This is a genomic window from Staphylococcus sp. HMSC036D05, from assembly GCF_001836225.1.
GTDB classification, from domain to species: domain Bacteria; phylum Bacillota; class Bacilli; order Staphylococcales; family Staphylococcaceae; genus Staphylococcus; species Staphylococcus caprae.
The window spans coordinates 363,022-385,876 of the sequence record NZ_KV827773.1 but is presented as its reverse complement, the minus strand read 5'-3'; the positions used below and the strand labels follow the sequence as shown (position 1 = coordinate 385,876).

At 33.1% G+C, this 22,855-nt stretch carries 19 protein-coding genes; 7 read left to right on the top strand and 12 right to left on the bottom strand.

The annotated features are described in order from the left end of the window. Nucleotides 1-17: 17 nt before the first annotated feature. Together HMPREF2580_RS02330 and HMPREF2580_RS02325 are read right to left on the bottom strand one after the other, a co-directional pair. The gene (locus tag HMPREF2580_RS02330; protein WP_070830269.1) at nucleotides 18-686 is read right to left on the bottom strand and encodes an ABC transporter ATP-binding protein; all 669 of its coding nucleotides are present in this window, start codon (nucleotides 684-686) and stop codon (nucleotides 18-20) included. Next, nucleotides 686-1,741, bottom strand: a complete 1,056-nt coding sequence (locus tag HMPREF2580_RS02325; protein ID WP_070830268.1) for an ABC transporter permease — start codon at nucleotides 1,739-1,741, stop codon at nucleotides 686-688. Before HMPREF2580_RS02325 ends, HMPREF2580_RS02330 begins: the two co-directional genes overlap by 1 nt. Before the next feature lie 133 nt (nucleotides 1,742-1,874). On the opposite strand from HMPREF2580_RS02325, the gene HMPREF2580_RS02320 reads away from it, so the two are divergent. Together HMPREF2580_RS02320 and HMPREF2580_RS02315 are read left to right on the top strand one after the other, a co-directional pair. After that, entirely contained in the window at nucleotides 1,875-2,549 is a 675-nt protein-coding gene (locus tag HMPREF2580_RS02320; protein WP_070830267.1) for a response regulator transcription factor, read from the top strand. Beyond that, nucleotides 2,542-3,897 (top strand): HAMP domain-containing sensor histidine kinase, encoded by a 1,356-nt coding sequence (locus HMPREF2580_RS02315; RefSeq protein WP_070830266.1) that lies wholly within the window; start codon nucleotides 2,542-2,544, stop codon nucleotides 3,895-3,897. Before HMPREF2580_RS02320 ends, HMPREF2580_RS02315 begins: the two co-directional genes overlap by 8 nt. Nucleotides 3,898-4,103: 206 nt before the next feature. On the opposite strand, the gene HMPREF2580_RS02310 is transcribed toward HMPREF2580_RS02315, so the two are convergent. Beyond that, entirely contained in the window at nucleotides 4,104-5,582 is a 1,479-nt protein-coding gene (locus tag HMPREF2580_RS02310; protein WP_070830265.1) for a malate:quinone oxidoreductase, read from the bottom strand. A gap of 354 nt (nucleotides 5,583-5,936) precedes the next feature. Here HMPREF2580_RS02310 and HMPREF2580_RS02305 point away from each other — a divergent pair, with 354 nt between their 5' ends. Then, the gene (locus HMPREF2580_RS02305) at nucleotides 5,937-7,082 is read left to right on the top strand and encodes a glycosyltransferase family 4 protein (protein ID WP_070830264.1); all 1,146 of its coding nucleotides are present in this window, start codon (nucleotides 5,937-5,939) and stop codon (nucleotides 7,080-7,082) included. A 206-nt stretch (nucleotides 7,083-7,288) separates the two neighbouring features. Here the strand turns inward: HMPREF2580_RS02305 and HMPREF2580_RS02300 are convergent, their stop codons facing one another. Beyond that, the gene (locus HMPREF2580_RS02300) at nucleotides 7,289-8,890 is read right to left on the bottom strand and encodes an L-lactate permease (RefSeq protein WP_070830263.1); all 1,602 of its coding nucleotides are present in this window, start codon (nucleotides 8,888-8,890) and stop codon (nucleotides 7,289-7,291) included. Between the two features lie 332 nt (nucleotides 8,891-9,222). Between HMPREF2580_RS02300 and HMPREF2580_RS02295 the strand changes: the two genes are divergently transcribed. Continuing rightward, nucleotides 9,223-10,902, top strand: a complete 1,680-nt coding sequence (locus HMPREF2580_RS02295; RefSeq protein WP_070830262.1) for a CDP-glycerol glycerophosphotransferase family protein — start codon at nucleotides 9,223-9,225, stop codon at nucleotides 10,900-10,902. Between the two features lie 154 nt (nucleotides 10,903-11,056). Here the strand turns inward: HMPREF2580_RS02295 and HMPREF2580_RS02290 are convergent, their stop codons facing one another. The 3 genes from HMPREF2580_RS02290 to HMPREF2580_RS02280 form a co-directional block, all read right to left on the bottom strand. Beyond that, nucleotides 11,057-11,659, bottom strand: a complete 603-nt coding sequence (locus tag HMPREF2580_RS02290) for a hypothetical protein (RefSeq protein WP_070830261.1) — start codon at nucleotides 11,657-11,659, stop codon at nucleotides 11,057-11,059. A 145-nt stretch (nucleotides 11,660-11,804) separates the two neighbouring features. Then, a complete protein-coding gene (locus HMPREF2580_RS11945) occupies nucleotides 11,805-13,973 on the bottom strand; it encodes a bifunctional glycosyltransferase/CDP-glycerol:glycerophosphate glycerophosphotransferase (RefSeq protein ID WP_083321650.1) in 2,169 nt (722 codons plus the stop codon). A 225-nt stretch (nucleotides 13,974-14,198) separates the two neighbouring features. Then, nucleotides 14,199-14,717: a GNAT family N-acetyltransferase gene (locus tag HMPREF2580_RS02280; RefSeq protein WP_037541625.1), complete on the bottom strand. Its 519-nt coding sequence runs from the start codon at nucleotides 14,715-14,717 to the stop codon at nucleotides 14,199-14,201. A 182-nt stretch (nucleotides 14,718-14,899) separates the two neighbouring features. On the opposite strand from HMPREF2580_RS02280, the gene tatA reads away from it, so the two are divergent. After that, nucleotides 14,900-15,121 carry a twin-arginine translocase TatA/TatE family subunit gene (gene tatA / locus HMPREF2580_RS02275; protein WP_002443985.1) on the top strand — a complete coding sequence of 74 codons (222 nt, stop codon included), beginning with the start codon at nucleotides 14,900-14,902 and terminating at the stop codon, nucleotides 15,119-15,121. 10 nt (nucleotides 15,122-15,131) lie between these two features. Next, a complete protein-coding gene (tatC, locus tag HMPREF2580_RS02270; RefSeq protein WP_070830260.1) occupies nucleotides 15,132-15,839 on the top strand; it encodes a twin-arginine translocase subunit TatC in 708 nt (235 codons plus the stop codon). 27 nt (nucleotides 15,840-15,866) lie between these two features. Here tatC and HMPREF2580_RS02265 read toward each other — a convergent pair whose 3' ends face one another. Genes HMPREF2580_RS02265 through efeO form a run of 3 tightly spaced genes read right to left on the bottom strand, consistent with a single transcriptional unit; the run spans nucleotide 15,867 to nucleotide 19,646 of the window. Further along, complete coding sequence (locus tag HMPREF2580_RS02265) at nucleotides 15,867-17,585, bottom strand: FTR1 family protein (protein WP_070830259.1); 1,719 nt, start codon at nucleotides 17,583-17,585, stop codon at nucleotides 15,867-15,869. Beyond that, complete coding sequence (gene efeB / locus HMPREF2580_RS02260) at nucleotides 17,566-18,792, bottom strand: iron uptake transporter deferrochelatase/peroxidase subunit (RefSeq protein ID WP_002443989.1); 1,227 nt, start codon at nucleotides 18,790-18,792, stop codon at nucleotides 17,566-17,568. Before efeB ends, HMPREF2580_RS02265 begins: the two co-directional genes overlap by 20 nt. Further along, entirely contained in the window at nucleotides 18,789-19,646 is an 858-nt protein-coding gene (gene efeO / locus HMPREF2580_RS02255) for an iron uptake system protein EfeO (RefSeq protein WP_044466794.1), read from the bottom strand. Before efeO ends, efeB begins: the two co-directional genes overlap by 4 nt. A 316-nt stretch (nucleotides 19,647-19,962) precedes the next feature. Between efeO and HMPREF2580_RS02250 the strand changes: the two genes are divergently transcribed. Then, on the top strand, nucleotides 19,963-20,955 hold the full coding sequence (locus tag HMPREF2580_RS02250; protein ID WP_070830258.1) for an acrylyl-CoA reductase family protein: 993 nt from the start codon (nucleotides 19,963-19,965) through the stop codon (nucleotides 20,953-20,955). Between the two features lie 61 nt (nucleotides 20,956-21,016). Here the strand turns inward: HMPREF2580_RS02250 and HMPREF2580_RS02245 are convergent, their stop codons facing one another. Together HMPREF2580_RS02245 and HMPREF2580_RS02240 are read right to left on the bottom strand one after the other, a co-directional pair. Further along, nucleotides 21,017-21,418, bottom strand: coding sequence for a GNAT family N-acetyltransferase (locus HMPREF2580_RS02245; RefSeq protein ID WP_070830257.1), 402 nt, complete (start codon nucleotides 21,416-21,418; stop codon nucleotides 21,017-21,019). 24 nt (nucleotides 21,419-21,442) lie between these two features. Further along, nucleotides 21,443-22,477, bottom strand: coding sequence for an NAD(P)/FAD-dependent oxidoreductase (locus HMPREF2580_RS02240; protein ID WP_070830256.1), 1,035 nt, complete (start codon nucleotides 22,475-22,477; stop codon nucleotides 21,443-21,445). Nucleotides 22,478-22,855 lie beyond the last annotated feature (378 nt).

Here is a 22,855-nt window from a genome sequence, read left to right as displayed (position 1 = left end):
GATCTCTTGCTTCATTTTTATTGTTTTATAATTTGTCCATCATATAATTCTATGACGCGATCTGCGTATTCAAATAAACTTGTATCATGAGTAATCATAATTCCAATCTTATTATGTGCTTTAATTTGTTGACTTATCATTGATACTACTTCTTTAGCTCGTTTGGCATCTAAACTTGCTGTAGGTTCATCTGCTAGAATGATTTTAGGTTGATTCATAAATGCGCGAGTAATTGCCACACGCTGCTTTTCCCCACCAGATAACATATGCGGATAACTGTGAAGTCGATGCGCCAATCCTATATTATTAAGTAATTGTGTTGCTCTAGACTTAGCACTTTTCTTAGGCATTCCCGCTTCTTTACCTACAATAAGTAACTGTTCTTCTACTGTCAGATAAGGAATCAAGTGTGAGGATTGAAATATAAACCCTATATCATTCAGTCTAAATTGCGAATTGTCCTTACCGTTAATGAATAACTGTTTCTCATCATATAATACATCTCCAGAGGTTTGAGACAGTAAACCACCTAATATTGTTAATAATGTCGTTTTACCTGAGCCGGAAGCGCCATTAAGGATGACAAACTCCCCTTTTTTAATTTCAAAGTTAATACCTTTAAGTACTTGAGTTGCTGAATCATTTTCCCCAAAAGTTTTAACGATATTGTCTACGATTAAAGTCATTATTCATTACCCCCAATAGCTTCAATTGGATCAATCTTTAATAATTTAATAAATGACAGTGATGCACCGATTAAACCTACGATTAGAAATATCACTACCACTGAAAGCAGGTTACCTAAACTTAGATGAAATGGCATAGTCACCGGCATAATTTGATTTATCATCATGATTAAAATCTCTGATAAGGCTATGCCAATAAACGTAATTAAAGAAATTTGTAAAATCAGTGAGATTAACAAATGTGGTGTTGAGATACCTATAGCTTTAAGCACTCCAATTTCAGATGTTTTTTGAATGGTCATGACATAAAAGAATGCACTTAACACAATTGCAGTAATCACATATAAACTATAAATCATCATTTTTAATGGACTTTGCTCAGCCTTATAACTCGCAATATGGTCTGTTAAATCATGGGTGTTGACGATTTGAGTGCCTTGAATGGATTGAATTTGTTTTTTCTGTATTTTGCTGAGTTGATTTGTTGAATAAAATGATGCTACGGCTTTACTTTCATTTTGAAAAACAGATTGGTTCAATATTACAACATTACTATGTGCATACATTGCATCATTTAAAATGCCTACGATTTTGTAACTCTGATTACTATTTTTAAATTTAACTGTACTTCCTTCTTTAAGACCTTCTGCGAGCAGCTTCTTATTGACTACAATTTCATTTTTATGTTGCGGATATCTACCTGAAGTTAATTTCCAGTCACTGTTTTTAGTACGATTTAATGCGACCACATTTTCTTCATTTCCATTAATATTTAATGTCTTCTGTATCATATTGACTGGTTTTGCTTTAACTACCTTATCGATTTGTCGTTGTTGGTCCTCTGACAATGCAGACTTTTCAATTTGTGGTTCTTTCATTTTCTGAATGATAAATTGATTCCCTTTAAACTGTTCAAATATAGAAATATTTTCTCTAGCTAATCCTTGAGCTAAACCACTAATAAATAGAACCATGATTGCCATTAAAAACACAATCAGCATGATTTGTATAAATCTGAATTTATAAAATTTTATTTCCTTCCATGCCAAATTCATGTATCGTCACTCCTTTATCTTTATAGTTAAAGATTCTAAGCAGTGAATGTGAACTCAATATGAACTAAAATCAATATGTTAAAGTTAAATTTGAAATAGTATAATGATAGAAAAACTTAGGAGCGGACATACTATGGTTAATTGTTTAATCGTTGATGACGATCGTAAAATCTTGGATTATGTAGCAACCCACCTCATCAATGAGCATATTCGCACACATACATTTTTAAGTGGCGAAACGGCACTTCATTTTCTAGAAAAGGAGAATGTAGATATCGCGATTGTCGATATTATGATGAAGGGCATGGATGGTTTCGAATTATGTCAAAAACTGAAAGAAGATTATGGATTACCTGTTATCATGTTAACAGCAAGAGATGCGCTAAGTGATAAAGAACGTGCTTTCTTAAGTGGTACTGACGATTATGTGACTAAACCGTTTGAAGTTAAAGAATTGTTATTCAGAATCAAAGCAGTATTACGAAGATACCAAATCAATGCTGAAAGCGAACTGAAACTTGGCAATTTGACACTCAACCAGTCTTACATGGAACTTAGCGTCGATTCGAAAACAGTGAATCTGCCTAATAAGGAATTTCAATTGATATTCTTATTAGTATCAAATCCTAAACATATATTTACTCGAGATGACATTATTGAGAAAATTTGGGGCTTTGATTATGAAGGTGATGATCGAACTGTCGATGTACATATTAAAAGGCTGCGCAAAAGATTAATGCAATTAGAGGCTTCAGTATCCATCCATACTGTGCGCGGACAAGGATATATGGTGAGTCAAAATGTTTAAAACACTCTATTCCAGAATAGCTATATATACGATTACTGTTATACTTTTTAGCGCTTTAGTTAGCTTTTTACTTACGAATGTTTATTATCACTTTAATTTGAAGTCCTCTAACGATGCTAAAATTATGCAAACCTTAAAGCAAGCGCGAGAGTATGAAACAACACAAAATAGTAAGCAATTGACGTCCTATTTTAAACATTTAGGTGACATGAATTACCAAATTCTTACCGTGGACGCCCATCAATCGAAGCACTTTTACGGGGAAGCTTTTCGAAAGGATTCATTATCAAATCACGCTATACAATCCGTCTTGAACGGCAAAGATTATCATGGTATTAAGAATAAACCTTTCGAACTATTCGTAACTGGATTCTTCGATAACGAAACAGACAATACAGTGGGCGTGCGTTTTCATACTCAGCACGGACCATTAGCCGTATTTATGCGCCCTGATATCGGAGAAACATTTAGCGAATTTAGAATATTTTTAGCAGTTTTACTTTCATTATTACTGGTCATTTCAATTTCATTAGTTATTGCGTCTACGTATTCTATTATTAAGCCTGTTTCTGCTTTGAAAAATGCGACCAACAGACTCATGCATGGTGATTTCCAAACGCCAATCAAACAAACGAGACAAGATGAAATTGGAACTTTACAATTGAGATTTGATCATATGAGACAAAGTCTAGGACAAGTTGACCAAATGCGACAGCACTTTGTACAAAATGTCTCTCATGAAATCAAAACACCATTAACACATATGCAAAGATTACTTACTCAGTTACAGTTTTCCAAAAATAAAGAGGAACGCACATCTTATATTAATGAATTATTTAGTATCACATCACAAGTGAGCGAGTTAACAAAAGAATTACTGTTACTATCAGAATTAGACAATGCTGCTCATCTAACATTTAACGATCATATACACTTAAATGCATTAATTAAAGACATCGTAAGACATGAACACTATCGTTCAGAAAATAAAGATTTAGTTATCATGACTGAGTTGGAAGATGTGTATTTCCTAGGAAATGATCGTTTGATACATCAAGCGTTCAGCAATTTAATTATCAATGCGATTAAATATTCTCCGCAACAAGGTATGATTCAAATGCGTTTATTTAAAGAAGCATCCAATATCATTTTTACAATTGAAAATGAAGGTACCATTTCAAATCAAGATAAGGCTCACATTTTCGAGAGATTTTATAAAACAAGTACTGATAACACGAGTAACGGTTTAGGTTTAGCTATCACTCAATCAATTATTGAATTACATGGAGGACATATCTCCTTACATTCAAACGATTCTACAATATTCTCCATTCAATTGAATATGTAAATAAAAAGGAAGCTGAGACATAATTCCCAAAAATAATAGCAGTAAGAGGATTTCAATTGGAATCTTCTTACTGCTACTTTTATATCAAATACTACGTATTAACATTTAATTTTATATGCCTACACTCTATTCACCTATTAGCGGAAAGTGTTTGAATTGAAAGTACACTGATACCGAGCTTCTCTCAATCCCTCTTCGTTTAAAATTTATTTCACATTTAAATATTTTTTAATTTCTTTATTAACTGCACGGTACACATCTTCATGTTCAGAAAGTTTCAAACCAAATGATGGTACCATTTCTTTAATTTTAGATTCCCACCCACTAAATTCAGATTTATAACAACGTTGTAATACATCAAACATGATATCTACTGAAGTCGAAGCGCCTGGAGAAGCACCTAATAATGCTGCTAGCGTACCGTCTTCAGAAGTAATCACTTCTGTACCAAATTGTAGATTACCTTTCGATTTATCAGTGTCTTTAATAACTTGAACACGTTGACCGGCCGTGATAACTTCCCAATCTTCATCTTTCGCTTCAGGAAGGAATACTCGTAAATCATCGACACGCTCTTCGTTAGATAACATCAATTGTGATACAAGATATTTAGTTAGGTTAAATTCTTTCACACCTGCACTTAACATCGTTACAATGTTATTCGGTTTTACAGATTTAATTAAATCTAGGTATGAACCTGTTTTTAAGAATTTAGGTGAAAAGCCTGCGAATGGTCCAAATAATAATGAACGCTCACCATTCACAAAGCGTGTATCTAAGTGAGGTACTGACATAGGCGGTGCACCTACTTCAGCTTTACCATATACTTTCGCATAATGTCGTTGAATCACATCAGGGTTCTTACATCTTAAGAATAAACCACTTACCGGGAAACCACCAATGTGTTTAGATTCTTTAATACCTGTTTTTTGTAATAATGGTAAACTTGCGCCACCTGCACCAATAAATACAAATTCAGTCTCATAGTGTATGACTTGGCCAGATTTTAAATCTTTTACGACAACATGCCAATTGCCATTATCTTGTTTCTTAATATCTTGAACTTCGTGTTTATAATTAACTTCAACGTTTTTATCTTGTAAATTACTGATTAATTTCTTCGTTAATGCGCCGAAGTTCACATCCGTTCCTGTTTCATCGTAAGTAATAGCGATCGGTTCCTCAGATTGACGTCCTTCCATCATAAGCGGTACCCATTCTTTAATCTTTTCAGGATCTTCAGAGATTTCCATTTTTTCAAAAAGAACGTTCTTTTGTAGACTATCTACACGGCTTCTTAAGAAACGTACATTATTTTCACCTTTGACAAAACTCATATGAGGCACAGATTGTATGAAGTTTCCTGGACTTTCTAATTGGCCAGTACGTACTAAATGCGCCCAAAACTGTTTAGACACTTGGAATTGTTCATTAATTTGAATCGCTTTTGTAATATCAACTGAGCCATCTTTACCTTCTTTAGTATAGTTCAATTCACATAATGCTGAATGCCCTGTTCCTGCATTATTCCAAACATTTGAACTTTCCTCTCCTGGTTGTTCTAATCTCTCAAATAATTTAATTTCTCTCTCAGGTGATAATTCTTTAAGTAATGTTCCTAACGTTGCACTCATAATACCGCCACCAATTAAGATGACATCTGTTTTGCTATGTTGTGTACTCATAACAAATACAGTCCCCCTTTTCAATGAATAAATGGAACGATTGACTCTAATGGATTTGTTTTAACATAGATTTTCTTATTAAAATTAAAGCGCTTTCTAAATCTATAAAAAAAATATATCCCAAGAGTTATTTAAGAAGTCTATATACCTTCTCATCATAACCATTGATTAGACTACTTTAATTATATACATAAATTGTATTTCACAAAAGGATAAAAAGTCAGATATACATAAATAATTAAACTTGTAGTCTTAAATTTTAACCACTTAACCATTTTAACATATTACCTGAGAAAGCAAGTCTAATGTTATAATTATTTATAATAACAAAGAAACAATGAGGTGTTTAAATTCATGAAGTCGTTCACGTTGTTCATGCATAACATTTATGCAATGGGTGGAACGGTAAAGTCTGTAACACAACTTGCGAATACATTGGCACAAAAAGGACATCCTGTTACTATCATTTCAGTATTTAGAGGTGCTGAAACGCCCTATTTCCAACTGCATAAAGATATTAAGATTAAAGTACTTGTTGACTATCGTTTTAAGCCTAAAAATTTAAAGGCGATTGTTGCGAACCGCGTTAAAACATACACGCCATTCTTAAAGACGAAACATATTTCTCAACACGAACCGGGACTCAATCAATTTTCAAGTTATGTAGAAAAGAAAATAATTAAAGCTATCAAAAACGTTTCTACCGATGTGTTAGTAGGAACACGCGCAAGCTTCAACATACTTATTTCTAAATATGCTAAAACTGAAGTCTCAACCATTGGTATGGAACATATGAATTTCGAAGCCCACCCTGAACAATATCAAAGAGAAATCATAGCAGCGTATCGCAATCTAAATAAGATTACAACGTTAACAGAAGCAGATCGCAAAAGATATCAATCTCAAATCAAGACGCCTGTCTACGTCGTTCCAAATATGATTACTGAGAAAAAGATTGCAGCGCCAAAGAAAAATATCATTGTAGCTGCTGGACGTCTTGAATATGAAAAGGGATTTGACTTACTTCTAGAAAGCGTCAGACTCATTCAAGATTATTTGAGAAGTTTAAATTACGAGGTTCATATTTATGGAGATGGTAAAGAAAAATTACAACTTCAAGAATTTATCAATCAGTATGATTTGGGGGATATTATACAACTCAATGAATCTACACAAGATTTAAATAGTAAATTAGCTCAAAGTAAAATTGTCGTTGTTCCTTCTCGCAATGAAGGTTTTGGAATGGTCATATTAGAAGCTATGGCTCAAGATAATATCGTTATCAGCTTTAAAGGGAATGTGGGACCAGATGCTATTATTAAAAATGGAAAGAATGGTTACCTTGTTGAGTATGAAAACGTCTCACAACTTGCGAAACAAATCGATTTAACCACTCATAACTACCATGAGCTTGAACACATCGTTCAAGGTGGCAGAGAAACTTTAGAATTATATCAACCTGATAAAGTATATGAAGACTTTATGTCGATGTTTAAATAATAAAGTAAACCGCTTCGAGCAATTCCCTTAGTTCATAACTGGCAAACGATATCTTGACATTAAATAAGCTCTAAGAGGAGTTCTTTGATTAGAAATCCTCTTAGAGCTCTTATTTTAGAATTGATATTTCGAAAGTGAGATAGCAATATCGTTCTAGTAAAATTAATTTTCTTGGTGCAACCTCATTGATAAGTGTATTTCATTTTTTATAATAAAAGTGATAATACAAATGTCCAGAGACAGACGAATATTAATAATCCAATGCTATAACGTAAAGTCATTTTTAATAATTCGGATTCCTTACCAACTTCTTTAACGGCAGCTGTGGCAATCGCAATAGATTGAGGTGAAATCAGTTTAGCTGCTACCCCACCTACTGTATTAGAAGCAACAAGTAAAGAACCACTCGTTCCAATTTGTTGTGCAACCGACGCTTGGATAGGCGCAAATAGAGAGTTGTTATTTACTACAGATCCTGTCATAAATACCCCTATCCATCCAAGTATTGGAGATAAGATTGGGAAGACACTACCCGCTTTAGCAATACCTTGTCCCATTGCACTACTTAAGCCACCGTATGTCGTAATCTTAGAAATAGCTAGAATGAAACAGATCGTTAAGACTGGTAACCATAATTCTTTAAATGTTACGCCAAATAAACGTCCGGCATCTCCAAAGTTTACTTTCTTAGACATTAATATCGTAATGATAATTGTAAGTAAGATGGCTGTACCTGTCTGTCCAATAATATTAAGTGATAACACGATAGGTTTATGTGCAATTTCACTAAAGGTACCTGGCAAGTTAAAGTTAAATACTAAACTTGATAACTTCCCTTTTGGTAAGAATAATCCTTTAAATGATGGAGAACTCCAAATCATTACAATGACTGTTAATATGATGAATGGACTCCATGCGTATAATATATCTTTACCTTTATGATGTTGAACGGGTTCTGGTTCGACATCTTTTTGAATTCTGAAGATATTTTTCGGTTGGAATTTCTTAGAAAATAATGCTAGAGCTAGCATAGATGCAAGTGGCGGTATAATATCAGCTAACTCAGGACCATTGAATACAGTTAAGAGTGCTTGCAATGCGGTATACGTAATTGAAACCACTAAGATAGAAGGTAATGTTTCTTTAATACCTTTAAAACCATCAATAATAAATATTAGTAAGAATGGAATAAAGAAGTTAATAAAGGCTAAAGTTAACGTAGATGTCTGAGATACACCCATCGCTGAAACATTTCCAGGTAAATGTAATGTGTCTACAACACCAACTGGAATACCAATGGCACCAAACGCACCTGAAGCAGCGTTCGCAACTAAACATAACATCGCTGCTTGTAATGGTCTAAATCCAAGTTGAGATAATAATAATGCACAAATGGCAATAGGTACCCCAAATCCTGCTGCTCCTTCTAAAAATGCATTAAATGAGAAACCAATCAGCAATAATTGAATACGTTGGTCTTGAGAAATACTTGTAATACTATCTTGAATCGTAGAAAACTGTCCTGATTCTAATGTGATTTTATAAAGTAGAACGGCCATCATAACGATATAACCAATCGGTATAATACCTTGGAAGAAACCTTCTACAACTGCCCCAGATGCAATACCAACTGGCAATTTGAAAAATGGAACGGCTATTATTAATGTCACGACAAGTGTCGTTATCGCGGCATAAATTCCTTTCATTTTAAAAACAGTAAGACATAGTAAGAATAGAACAATAGGTATCGCTGCGATTAAACTTGATAATATTAAATTATCAAATGGATTAAATGTTTGTACTAACATATTTTGACTCTTCTTTCCTAAAATTTTCTATAAAATTACTAGCTAGTCACATACTGAAAAAATTAAAAATGTGTTATCGATAACTAAAAATCATCTGTATGCTTTCACAATTTTGTGAAGTTTTTCACAATTAAAATATATCATCTTCCTTTTAAAAATTCAACAGACTTTTCACTCTTTATTCAGTTGCGTTGGAAAACGTTTCAACTTATCTTCACTCAAGATTATAGAATTTCGTCTTTAATCAATTTTAAATTGTGAAATGATGAATCATAACGTCCCTCGTGTTAAAATATATACATTAAAAAAGTTATGAGATAGAAGGAATTTGAATGATAAAACAAATTAATATTTCCCATATGGAAAAGTTAGAAGGACAATTAGAAAGAGCAATACATGAAGGTTACACACATTTTGTACCCTATTCAAACGAAATTCAAATTCATCAATCAATGTTGAAATCGATTGAGTTACCATCAACATCATTTGTGGTCGACTATACAATACATAATCAGTATCTTAATGATTGTAGATACTTTGGTAAATCGTATATCGAATTTGAAGATTGGGTACAAAACATTAATTTATATCCGAACGTCATTTATGAAATGAAATCAACTATTGCCTTATTACATAAATTTGAAGTTGAGACTATCTTCGATTTAGCATTATTCACCATTCTTAAAGGCCATGTCGCTGTAGATGGACATGTAGCATTAGATTTCAAAGATTCGCTTCGAACAAGTAAAGTATTTTGGAGAAGTTTTGATCGTAATCACTTGAGTTATAGGGACAAATTTTTCTTAAATAAAATTGCCTATGAACATCAACGTAGAATTCCGTTTACACGTGTACCTTTTAATGATCATGACAGCATTCGTTATTCTGATTCAGTATTGCTAAGCACTAAATTTAAAGCACCTAGATGGCTAGTCAATCCAATTAAAAATTACTCTCTAAGAAAGCATAGAGAAATTAGTTATCTTTATGACAAAGATGAATCTAAAACGAAAGACCATGTCATATTCTTAGGTTTTGATTATAATTACAGAGGAAACTCGAAGTATTTGTTTAATTATTTTGTTAAACATAACCCTACTGTTGAATCTTATTTTATAACAGAGGATAGAACGGGGCCTCATTTCTACTCTCCTAAGGATGAAAAGGCTAAAGAATTAATTGAAACTGCTAAAGTGGTTATTATCGAGAGCTACTTACCTGATGACATACGCCCTAACGGTAAAGTCATTCAATTATGGCATGGCACACCGATTAAGCGTCTCTTCTTAGATAGTAAAGAGCCACATCAAAACTTAAATATTTATAACTATCGTGCACGTAAATATAATAAATGGGTTCATCAAGATTATCTTGTCGTTGATTCAAAACCTGTTGTTACGTATTTTGAATCAGCTTTTCCAAGTCAGAAATTAGACATCTTGCCTGTAGGTTATCCAAGAGTCAACTATTTATTGAATAGAGCACAGGATCTATCATTACGAAAACGAATTATCAAAGGACTAAACTTAGATCCATCGAAACCTGTACTACTCTATGCACCTACCTGGAAAACGAATCCATCCGAAGAGGATATTTTACCTATTTCAGAGCAGTTACTCGCTAAATATAATGTCATATTTAAAGGACATGTTGAAAGTGAGGATATACACATACCCGAACAAGTCATTGTCCCTCCTGAAAGTGTGGAAACTCAAGACTTAATTATTGTATCTGATATCGTATTGACGGATTATTCTTCTATTATTTTCGATGCACTCACGATTAATAAAAAGGTATGTCTTTATACACCTCAGCATGCTGAATATGTTGAAGAACGTGGCGTGTATGAAGATGTACTTGAGAGCCTTAAACAAGTATGGTACACAGATGCAACATTACTCACAAATAATTTAATTTCTGATGAAGTGCCTCATATTGACAGTAAATTGGTAAACAGACATAATCAATCATTAGAGCAACTAAGCCATTTAATTACACAACAATTAAATTAAACATATTAATTCTTATTTAACAGCTATAGATGATATGTATGCTAAAGACGAACGAATCCCTCAAAAAAGATTGTACTTCAATCTTTCTGAGGGATTATTTTTATCAATATAGTTTTGATTTTAACCTGCAATTGGTATTTTACTTCAATTTATATTATGGTTGATAATTTGGATCAATAAGTGTTGGCTCGCCTTGACGGTTAACAGTTACAATAGAATAATTATCCTTTTTAGATGAATCTTTAAAGCTAAATACATATCTAAAGCCATCTTCAGTTGCTTCTATTGAATAATCATTATACTTCTTAGTTGAATTACCAAACATATTCGCTTCTTTACGCGCGATATCAAGGGCTGTTTTGAAATTTGGTAACTGCTGTAATGCTTGCCCTTCATTACCTTTGAATGGTGATAGACCTCTTGCTACCTGTGTCGCATCTTTACTTTGATATGGCGCTACATAATCTTTGTGATTACTATTATCCTTTCCTGTTTGTGAATGGTCACCATTATTCGCTTGATCACTGGATGATGCTTGATTATTGTCTCCATTATCGTTAGATTTTGAATTTTTATCATTTTGCTCTTGAGATTTTTGATGATTTTTAGACTTATCTTTTGAGTTACTGTCAGATTTTTTATCTTTATGTTCTGTTTTTGAGTTGTTGTCCTTTTTATCATTCTCATTATTTTCATTATGAGAACATGCTGCGAGTAATAAGGACAGTACAGTGATGCTTGCTAATAATCTTTTCATGTGAATCTCCTCCTGCTTCATATAAAAATCAAACGCTTGTTACTCTGATTCTATAGCTACTCACTTTCATAAAAGCATAAAAAAAGAGTATAATATTAATTCCTTATTAATATTATACCCCACTTTTATTAACTAAGTATTAAATTTAACGTTTCTTTTCAATATCTTTATTAATTAATTCTCCGATATATTGAGACGCTTTACCATCATCCACTGAACAGAATCGATCGTAGAAAGCATCAATTTTATCTTGATACTCATTTTGTACCTTATCTAAATCTTTTAACTCTTTCGCTAGACCGTATGGTTCTGTATAGATTGGACCAGGTAAATCTTTCATATAATCCATATAGAAGCCACGTAATCCTTTATCATATTTGTCGATATCATATGCAAAGAAGAACTGTGGACGTTTTAAAATACCGTAATCAAACATCACAGATGAGTAATCGGTGATTAAGCAATCACTAATTAAGAATAATTCTGAAACGTCGTTATAGTTGGAAACGTCGATGGCAAAGTTTTCATATCCAGATAAATCTAAAGCATTTGAAATAAGATAATGCATACGTAATAGGATAACGTAATCATCACCTAGTTCTTTATATAAATTTTCTAAATCAATTTTCAATTCAAATAGATACTTACCTTTACTCACAAACTCATCGTCTCTCCATGTTGGTGCATACATGATGACTTTTTTATCATGTGGTAAATTGAGATTCGTTTTAATTTCCTCAATAAACTTTTTATCATTTGCTCGATTTACCAATACATCATTTCGTGGATATCCAATTTCTAAGATTCTAGGTTCATCCATCCAGAATGCACTTCTGAAAATTTCAGATGAATATCTATTAGGAGAAATAAGGTAATCCCAACGTGAAGTTTCACGATTGAAATTGCGTTTATATTTAGAAGTTGTTGTTCCAGGCATACGAACCACTTTCATGTCGTTAGCAAGACGTTTCAATGGTGTACCATGCCAAGTTTGAATATATGTTTGATTCTCTTTTTTATTTAAATATAAAGGCGTACGCGCATTAGAAACCCAATGACTTGCTTCAGAATAAGCTTGATAAAACTCAGTTGAACCACGTTTCACTTTAATTGCATTACCTGGAATTACGCTCTTGTCAGGGTTTTTAAGTGACCAAACGTAGCGATAATTTGGATAGTATTTTTGCATATATTCATAAATATATTTAGGACTATCACTATAGTTTTTACCGCCAAAGGCTTCGAATACAATTGTTTGAGGCTTAACATTCTCTTCCTTATCTGTTAATTCATACATTGAACGTTCTTTATTTTTTCTTCTCAACACAACGTTCTTCACATGGCGCAATGTCTTTCTGAATTGATTCACTTTAAAGGCTTTATACGTATCATCATTCATTAATAGTATTGTTTCTATCATATTGATAAGTTTTTGTTGTTTAACAAGATGTACATTGAGGAAGCGTGATAGTTCTACAAGTGTGTTTTTATGTGCCTCATATCTTTGCTTAATATCATAGTGTGTAGGATCGAAATCTCTCGCAATTCTATTTTGCATTTTATAAATAATAAATTCACGTGTCATTTTGTTTGAAGTACGTTCTAACGCATCGTAAAAACTTCTGACGTAATCTTCAAATAATACATCAAAATTCTGTTCACTTAACGTTAATGTCTCAAATGGATCATACACTTCGCCACGGAAGTAGAATGGAAAATTCAGGATACGAATGAATTTGTTGACATATTTCATGTATTCAAGAAGGAATGACCAATCAATATAAATATCCAAATCTTCATTAAATCGAATATGATGTGCTTTAACAATCGCTGTTCTAAAAATAATATTACAAGCTGTCTGCTTTCTTAAAAATGAATTTAAATTTTGAGCGGCATGGTAATATTCAACTTTTACTCTATCTAAATCGACATATTGCGGACGTTTAATTGAAAATGAATGTATTGGAGCGACTAATCCATCGGTTGAATTTAACTTTTCCAAATAAAATGTTACCGCATAAGAAGCTAAATCATCATCAGCGTCTAAAAACATAAAATATGGTGTATCTACTTCATCTAATGCAACGTTGCGCGCGTGTGCATGTCCTTGATTATGGTCTAATTTAATATAATTGACCTCTTTGTCATAGTCCTTTAAAGCTTCTTTCATTAGTTGTTCGCTTTGGTCCGTAGAACCATCATTAACGATAATGACATCGAAATCTTGAGTTCTTTGTTGTTTAATACTTTCCAAGCAACTTTGAATATATTCCTCAGAATTATAATATGTGACAATAATTGTCAGTGTATTCATACTATACGTCCTTTCTTTCTACTATATAAAAATGATCCAACATGTAAGTTCTAGATAAATTATGTAGGACTACTACCTAATGGTTTACTATAAATTAACTTATAATTAATGGAAATTTAATGTTACAATTATATCTAAAATTTGCCACAAACGCTAATAATAATAGGTACACCCTTTTATATTTTAATGCCTTTAATATAAACACAGTAAATTCTATTCCAACATTTATATCAATGTCTTCTCCATGATTAAATCTCTATCAATCACATCTCCTGTATAAAATTCATGAGACCCCGTGATTTCAAATCCTCTTTTTTCGTAAAAGCGAATCGCTTTAGGATTATGTTCCCACACACCTAACCAAATTTTAGTTTTGTCATGTTCATGTGCTTTTTTAATAGCTAAATCAATCAAACGGTGGCCTCTACCTCCACCTTGATAGTTCTCATCAAAATAAATGCGCTGCACTTCTAAATACGCATCACCCATTTTTTCAGTTTGAGCGTCATTAATATTTAATTTTAAATAACCCACTACCTGTTCGCCAACCTCGTAAAAATAATGAAACGATGCTTTATTTTGGAGTTCATTTTCTAATTTATCTAGATGATACGCGTCATCAAAAAATTTATTAAAGTCTTCGTCACTATAGGATGATTTAAATGTATTATAAAACGTTCTTTTAGCTATATCTTGTAAAATGGTTACTTCATCAATTTTCACTTCACGAATACGTTCATTCATCATCAACATCCCCTTTTTATCGTTTAAACCACTTTAACGTATTTTAATAAAAATGGCACTGTTTTTTATTCGTAGCATCAAACCTAATTATTTTACAATACTATCATTTGGGTATTGATAATATTTATCAATGAGTATAAAGTTATAGATGAAAATCGTAAAAAATAGAGTGAGGTTATATTATGTTAGGAAGTATGTTTGTCGTAGGTATCACTGGCCCAACGAGTTTAGTCGTTATTGCAATTATTGCATTAATTATATTCGGACCAACGAAATTACCACAATTTGGTAGAGCAATCGGTTCAACTTTGAAAGAATTTAAATCAGCAGCTGAACATATAGACGAAGATTCACACGAAACTCCCAGTAAAGCATCCAAATCACAACGAGAACAATCTAAGTAATTCTTCATTAATAGAACATTTTGGTGAATTGCGTCATAGACTAGTCGTTGTCTTCATTGCATTTATTATTTCAGTCATCATCGTTTACATTTCATCTCATTGGTGGATTCAATCATTGATTAGATATATTAAACGTGCACATGTTACGTTGCATACTTTTTCGTTTACAGAAACAATTCAAATCTATGTCATGATTATATTCACAGTTGCGATATGTATTATTATACCAATCATTTTTTATCAACTCTGGTCATTTGTTGCACCAGGTTTACATGCATATGAACGACAGTTTATATATAAATACAGTTTTTTCTGTGCAATTTTATTTATTTCAGGGGTTGCCTTTGCCTTTTTCATTGGCTTCCCTATGATTATTAACTTTTCGGAAAATCTATCTCACCTACTAAGTATTGATCAAGTTATCGGATTCAAAGCTTATTTAGGAGAACTAATAAGATGGTTACTCGTCTTTGGATTTATATTCCAATTACCTATATTATTTATGGGATTAGCACATTTCGGATTAATTGATGTGACTCAGTTAGGACGTTATAGAAAATATGTTTACTTCGCATGTTTTGTTGCAGCAAGTATTATCGCACCACCAGATTTAATTTTAAATTTGGTATTAACATTGCCGTTAATTATCTTATTTGAAATCAGTATGTTTATTGCGAAAATTACATCCCGAAAGCAAAAAATCACAAATGAACTCTAACTCAGAGTTTCATTTGTGATTTTTTATTTATGAATGATTCTTTTTACGTTGTTTAAATACAAAGAAAAGTATCAACACAATAAGAATAATTTGAGCAGTAATTGTTTCAATGCTTGGATAGAATCCAATCCAACTGATTGTAGGAAGGCCTTCAATACTATGTTGAGGCATCCAACCTAATAATTGTAATTTTTGAATACTTACACCTAACATTTTAAATGTCATGATAAAGATAAGTATTGAAAGTACTCTAAAGATATAGTGTACTGGAATTAATTTTACAATGAATCTAAACGCAAAGGCGAAGATGATTAAAATCACAATAGCTATTGCAATACCGATAATGAAGTCTTGGGTTTTAATACTTCCTATCATACCCATATAGAATATAATGACCTCGACACCTTCACGGAGCACTGAAATTAAACCAATTGTACCTAACAATACGAGATTACCATTACTAATTGCATTCTGATACATCGATTGAATCATTTCATTCCAACGTTTCGCACTCGAGCGATTATGCATCCACACGCCGACAACGTACATCAAGATAACTGCAACAATGCCTAGCACAGCCTCCATACCCTCACGTACAATACCATTGTTACCAATCGTTGCAATGAAGATGACTGCAAGTGTAATACTTAAAACTAAACCTAGAAGCGCTCCACCAATAACGCTGGATGTTCCTTTATGGTCTTTAACTTTACGTGTCATTGTTGTTAACGTCATAATAATAAGTAGTACTTCTAAACCTTCACGTAAGAAGATAATCATCACATCGACAAAGGTATAATCACCTGTTCCAACAGTGTCTTTGATATCGTTATTAATATCTTTTAAACCATCTTTAACACGTTCTTTATTACTATGATCTAATATACTTTGATAATAAGGAATCTTGTCTTCAATCGTCGTATATAAGCTACTATTTTTTGTTTGGATTTTCCCTTCGACGTATGGCCAAATTTGAATGAATTTAGATAAGGCTTCGTCAGTTTTATTTAAATCGTTGTTGTTAATACCACTAATCGCTTTATCTAATTCGTCATTTAATTGCGTTACTTTGTACTTTCCATTATCTTCAGAAGACTGTTTCTGATCTACCGTGTCGATACTAGATTTAAAGGTATCCCATGCATTTTTAACTTTCTTAGTATCTAACGGATCCTTTTGAACGGCAACACGAAGTTGCATTAAATTGACTTCGATTGTGCCATATTTTCCTTGATCATAATTACGAATTACCGTCTCATGACTTGTCCATATTTGATTTAAGCTATTATTAATTGATTCTAATTCTGAACGATTTTTACTTTTAATCGCTTTTTGTATAGGCGCATCTTTCGCATCTACTGCTTGTTTAAGCTCTTTGATTTGACCTGACGCATCTTTAGAAGACTGAGAATCTTCATAAGCAATTAATGCTTTAGTCAATTCGGATAGCTTATCTCCCTGTGTATCTGAAGATTTAGCATTTTCAACTTCTTTTAATTTACTTTTAACTGCTTTACCTTCTTTGTTATCTTTCACATTTAAAGCATCAATTTCTTTTTTTACATTGCGAATCGCTTTTTGCTTGTCGCTATCTTTTTTAGAATCATCATTAATTGTTGATTTAGCATCTGTAATCGATACATATGCTTCACTCATTGAAGCATCTTCTGCATGTACAGGTGCTACTTTTAATACAGTTAATAATAGAATTAAGATGGCAAGTATCTTAATCGAATAATGTTTCACCGAGGTATCCTCCCTTTTTTACACCAGGTAACACGATAAATGTTGCGGAGGCACGATGTGTAATATATTCGTTTAATTTATCTTTATGACCTAAATGATTTTGAATATCAATAAATTGTTGTGTTGATTTTTGGAAGCAAATAAATAGTAATCCAGTTTCTAATGCACCCGTCTTCTCATTTGTTCCTGCAACATAGTTATAGGCACGACGTTTAATAGAAGTCTTGGCTTCATGCGCTAAGCGTGCATGTGCATCTTCAGGAATGACGTATTGACCACTGCTATCTTTTGCTTTCAAATCGAGTTCGTCAAACTCTTTCTTACCTGTAAGCGGCGCTCCAGATTGACGTTTACGACCAAACGTAGCTTCTTGTTCCTCAAGCGCAGTACGGTCCCAAGTTTCAATATGGATTTGAATACGACGAATAATACAGTATGTTCCATTTTTAGCCCATCCATCATTAATAAATACATAATCTTTATATTCATCAGTATGACGAGGATTAACTGTACCATCTTTAAATGCCATTAAATTACGTGGCGTTTCATGAAGTTGGCCTGAAACGAAACCTGTTTGAGACCATTTGACTTGTACAACATCTCTAAATGGACGTATTAAATTATGAATGGCATGGAATGTGACTTGATCGTCCATTGAACACGCTTGAATCATAATGTCTCCATCACTATAATCATCAGAAAGTTGATCATTTGGGAAGTGTGGTAAATCTTTATAGTCTTTAGGTATCTTATCTGACATACCTATCTTCTTAAGAAATGATTTACTTACGCCAAACGTAAGTGTGAGCTTACTTGCACTTAAACCAATCGCTTCACCTGTATCAACAGGAGGTAGTAAAGGATTGTTGCTTTCCTTTCCTACAGCATCACCATCAGTCATTTGTGCCGCCATCTTAGTCCACTGTTTAAACATCTCTTTAATTTCAGATTTATCTTTTGTCTTCAAATCTAAAGCGACGAAATTAATAGACCGCTGTGTTGGCGTAGTTATTCCAGCTTGAACTTTGCCATAGAACTCATATGCATCCTTCTCTTCATCTTCAGGTGTATCAAACATTGATTTAAATGAGAAGATACTTCCGACACCACTTGCTCCAATCATTACGCCAGCCCCACCGATGCCTAACATTTTTAAAAATGAACGGCGTGACATTTGCGATGATTGATCTTTATCTAATTTACTCATTCTGTAACCACGGCCATCTTACTTAACGGTTCACCTAAAGAGTTAACAGCATCAGATAATGCCTTTCTATCCTTCTTAGTTACTTCATTATATGATTTGTAACCGTCACCGTCTTTATATTTATCTAACAGTTTATTCACTTTATCAAAGTTCTTTTGAATATCAGCACTTAACTTTTTATCTTTCTTCTCTAATGTAGGTTTGAATAATTCATAAATTTTTTGTGCACCTTCAATATTAGCTTTGAAGTCGTATAAGTCAGTGTGTGAGTAGATTTCTTCTTCACCAGTAATCTTAGATGTTGAAACTTCGTTTAATAAGTCAACTGAACCTTGCAACATTAATTTTGGCGTAATATCTAAAGTGTCTGCTTTCGCATGTAACTCTTTCGCATCTTTTAATAACTGATCTGCATCTTTTTTAGTCGTGCTATCAATTTTATTATCTTGATATAATTGTTTTTCGATTTTATGATAACCAGTCCATTGATCCGCTTTTTTCTCTTCTTTCATATCAGCTAAACGAGCATCAATTTTAGGATCTAAATCACCAAATGCTTCTGCTACAGGCTCAGAACGTTCATAGTACATACGTACTTTAGGATACAATTCTTTCGCTTTTTGCATATCATTATCATGAATCGCATCAACAAATTTTTGAGTTCCTTTTAAGAATTGATCAAGTTGACCATCTGTATATTTCTCATACTTTTTAGTTGCTTCGTTTAATTCTTTTTTATTACTACTGTTGCTGCTATTATTATTTGAACTTGAACTATTTTTATCGCTGTCATTATTTCCACATGCTGCTAATAACAATGATGATGCTAATAAAATCACTGGTAATTTCTTCATTACTTCACCTCATAAAAAATTTAAACTATGTATTGTTAAGACATTCAATCTCCCAATGAGATTCATGCAAAACTTCTCAATTGATAATCATTATCATGATAATTATATTCGTGGGTGTTATTTGTGTCAATAACAACTCTTTTAACTTTTTATCAAAATATCATTTTAATTTTTAAATGAGAAAAGGTACTTTATAAAGATAGTCATTTTAAAAAGTAAAATTACTGGGTAAACAATAATTAAGTAAATTTAGAACCAATAAATACATTTAACTATGCGACGTTGATATATAAAACATTTGAAGGAGTGACTGATAATGGTTGAAAAATTCAAAGCTTTTATAGTTGATCAAGACGAGAATGGCAAAGTCTCACAAGAATATAAAACCCTAACAAAAGATGATTTACCTGAGGGAGATGTCCTTATCAAAGTACATTATTCAGGTATCAATTATAAAGATGCGTTAGCTGCACAAGATTATAATGCTATCGTGAAAAAGTATCCAATGGTCCCTGGTATCGATTTGGCAGGAACGATAGAAGAAACAAATGCACCTGGTTTTGAAGTTGGAGATAAAGTCATCGTCACAAGTTATGATTTAGGAGTAAGTCATTATGGAGGATTTAGTGAATATGCCCGTGTTAAATCAGAATGGGTGATTGAATTGCCTGAAGGTTTAACTTTAGAAGAAGCGATGATTTATGGAACAGCAGGTTATACTGCTGGTTTAGCCATTGAAAAGTTAGAAAAAGCAGGCATGTCAATTGAAGGTAATGAAGTGCTTGTAAGAGGTGCGACTGGTGGTGTTGGTACATTGGCTATGCTGATGCTAGATAATTTAGGATACGATGTTGTCGCAAGTACAGGTCGTAAAGATGTTGATAACCAACTAAAACAATTAGGCGCCACTGAAGTAATTGACCGTTTACCTGATAATGATGATAAATCACTTGCTTCTCGTACATGGCAAGCTGCCATTGACCCAGTAGGTGGTAAGAACTTACCTTATATAGTTAAACGCTTAGATAATAATGGTAGCGTAGCTGTCATTGGTATGACTGGTGGAACGGAATTCGAAAGTTCTGTCTTTCCGTTTATTTTAAGAGGTGTGAGTATCATCGGTATTGATTCTGTATTTACACCTATTAAATTACGTAGACGTGTATGGAGACGATTAGCAAGAGATTTAAAACCTGATCAATTACATGATATCAAGCATATTATCTCATTCGAGGACATTCCTGATGCTATTGAAAAAGTCATTAATCATGAAAATACTGGACGTATTGTCATTGATTTCAATGCTTAAGTATAAAAAATGTATGAAAAAGCGCGCGAGTGAATCTGATACCCACTCGCGCGCTTTCAATTTAATATTTGATGTACATTCCTTTTGAATAGGGTTCTGTACTTTTGAAACCGAACTTTTCATAAAGTTGATCTGCTGGATAATCTGCCATCAAGCTGACGTACGTTCCTTTTTCTGCAACACTATCAATGTAAGTCATAATTTCTTCCATTATTTTACGACCATAGCCTAAACCTTGATGATTTTTATCCACTGCGATATCTACAATTTGAAATGCGGTACCGCCATCACCAATTACGCGTCCCATACCTATTAAAGTTTCTTGCTCATAAATTGTGACGTTAAAGCAAGCATTGGGTAACCCCTTTCCAGCCGCTTCAATCGATTTAGGACTCATACCTGCGTTCACTCTTAAATCACAATAGTCTTGAACTTTAGGCGCCTCAAATTTAACTAATGCCATCTCTATTTCGTCCTTTCATTCAACTCAATACAGATATTGATTAACGATATCTTCATTAGATTCTTTAAAAATGTCGTTATGACTTGATACATAGCCTTCAGTAGCTGCCTCCGGATTTATATATGTTTTGGCTAAATTTGCAGCATTACCTGCGTCACTAAACGCACTTGCAATAAGATGAACCTTTGCATCATGATGCACAATATCTCCACAAGCATATATACCTTCGACACTCGTTGTGGTATTTCCAAATCCTTTAACACGATATTCGTCATAAAGTTCAAATTGAGATGTACAATCTTTGAGAAGTGTATTCTCATGATCGAAACCATGACTAATAATCACCTCATCAAAGTCTTGAGTTTCTGTTATACCAGTCTCAATATTTTCTAATTGAACTTGACGGATGCGTGTCTCATTGTCGTCTCCAATGAGTTGTTTAATTTTAGTATTTGGCAATAATTGTACACCAAGATTTTCCAAAATCCTATTCATCGCTTCATAACCACTCGTTTCTGCTTTTCGATAAACGACTGTAACACGATTGGCGATTTTAGCAATATCTCTCGCCCAATCTAATGCTGTATTGCCGCCTCCTGAAATGAGCACATTTTTGCCTCTAAATTTTGAAAATGATTGCACTACATAATGAAGGTTAGTGAGTTGATATCGTTCTGCTCCCTTAATATCAAGTGGTTTAGGATTGATTATACCTCCACCTATGGCGAAAATAACTGCTTTAGATTCGTAAATATGTCCCTCTTCTGTTTCAATTTCAAAATGTCTTTCTGAAACTTTGCGTATATCAGTTACACGTTCATTCAAATTGACTTTAGGTTGAAAATGCAAACCTTGTTGAATCATATCTTCAATAATTTGATAACACGGCTTAGGTGCCACGCCACCGATATCCCAAATAATTTTTTCTGGATAAATTTGCATTTTGCCACCCAATTTATCTTGCACGTCTATGATTCTAACTGACATCCCTCTTAATCCAGAATAGAAACTTGCAAATAATCCAGCTGGACCGCCACCAATAATTGTAACGTCTTCCATATGATTTCCTCCTATGATGTATGTAAATTACATCAGATATTCCCCAATGATAATAATTATCATTTAACACACAATCATTATACTATAGTGAAATAGAAGATTGAAAATATTAAAACGACGCTCGCAAAATAAAAAGGGAGTGGGACAGAAATATAATTTAGCAAAATTATTTTCGTTGTCCCACCCCGGCAAGGATGGCTAGGATTGAAAGAAGCTTGATATAAGCGCACTTTTAATTCAGACATCTACTGCCAATATGTTAAAGAAAGCTGAGACAATTAATTATGTCTCAGCCTCTTTAGACTATAGATAACTCTTCGAAATATAATGTTAAAATCCAATACTTCTTATTGACTAGCTCCCTTGCCGCGGGCATGG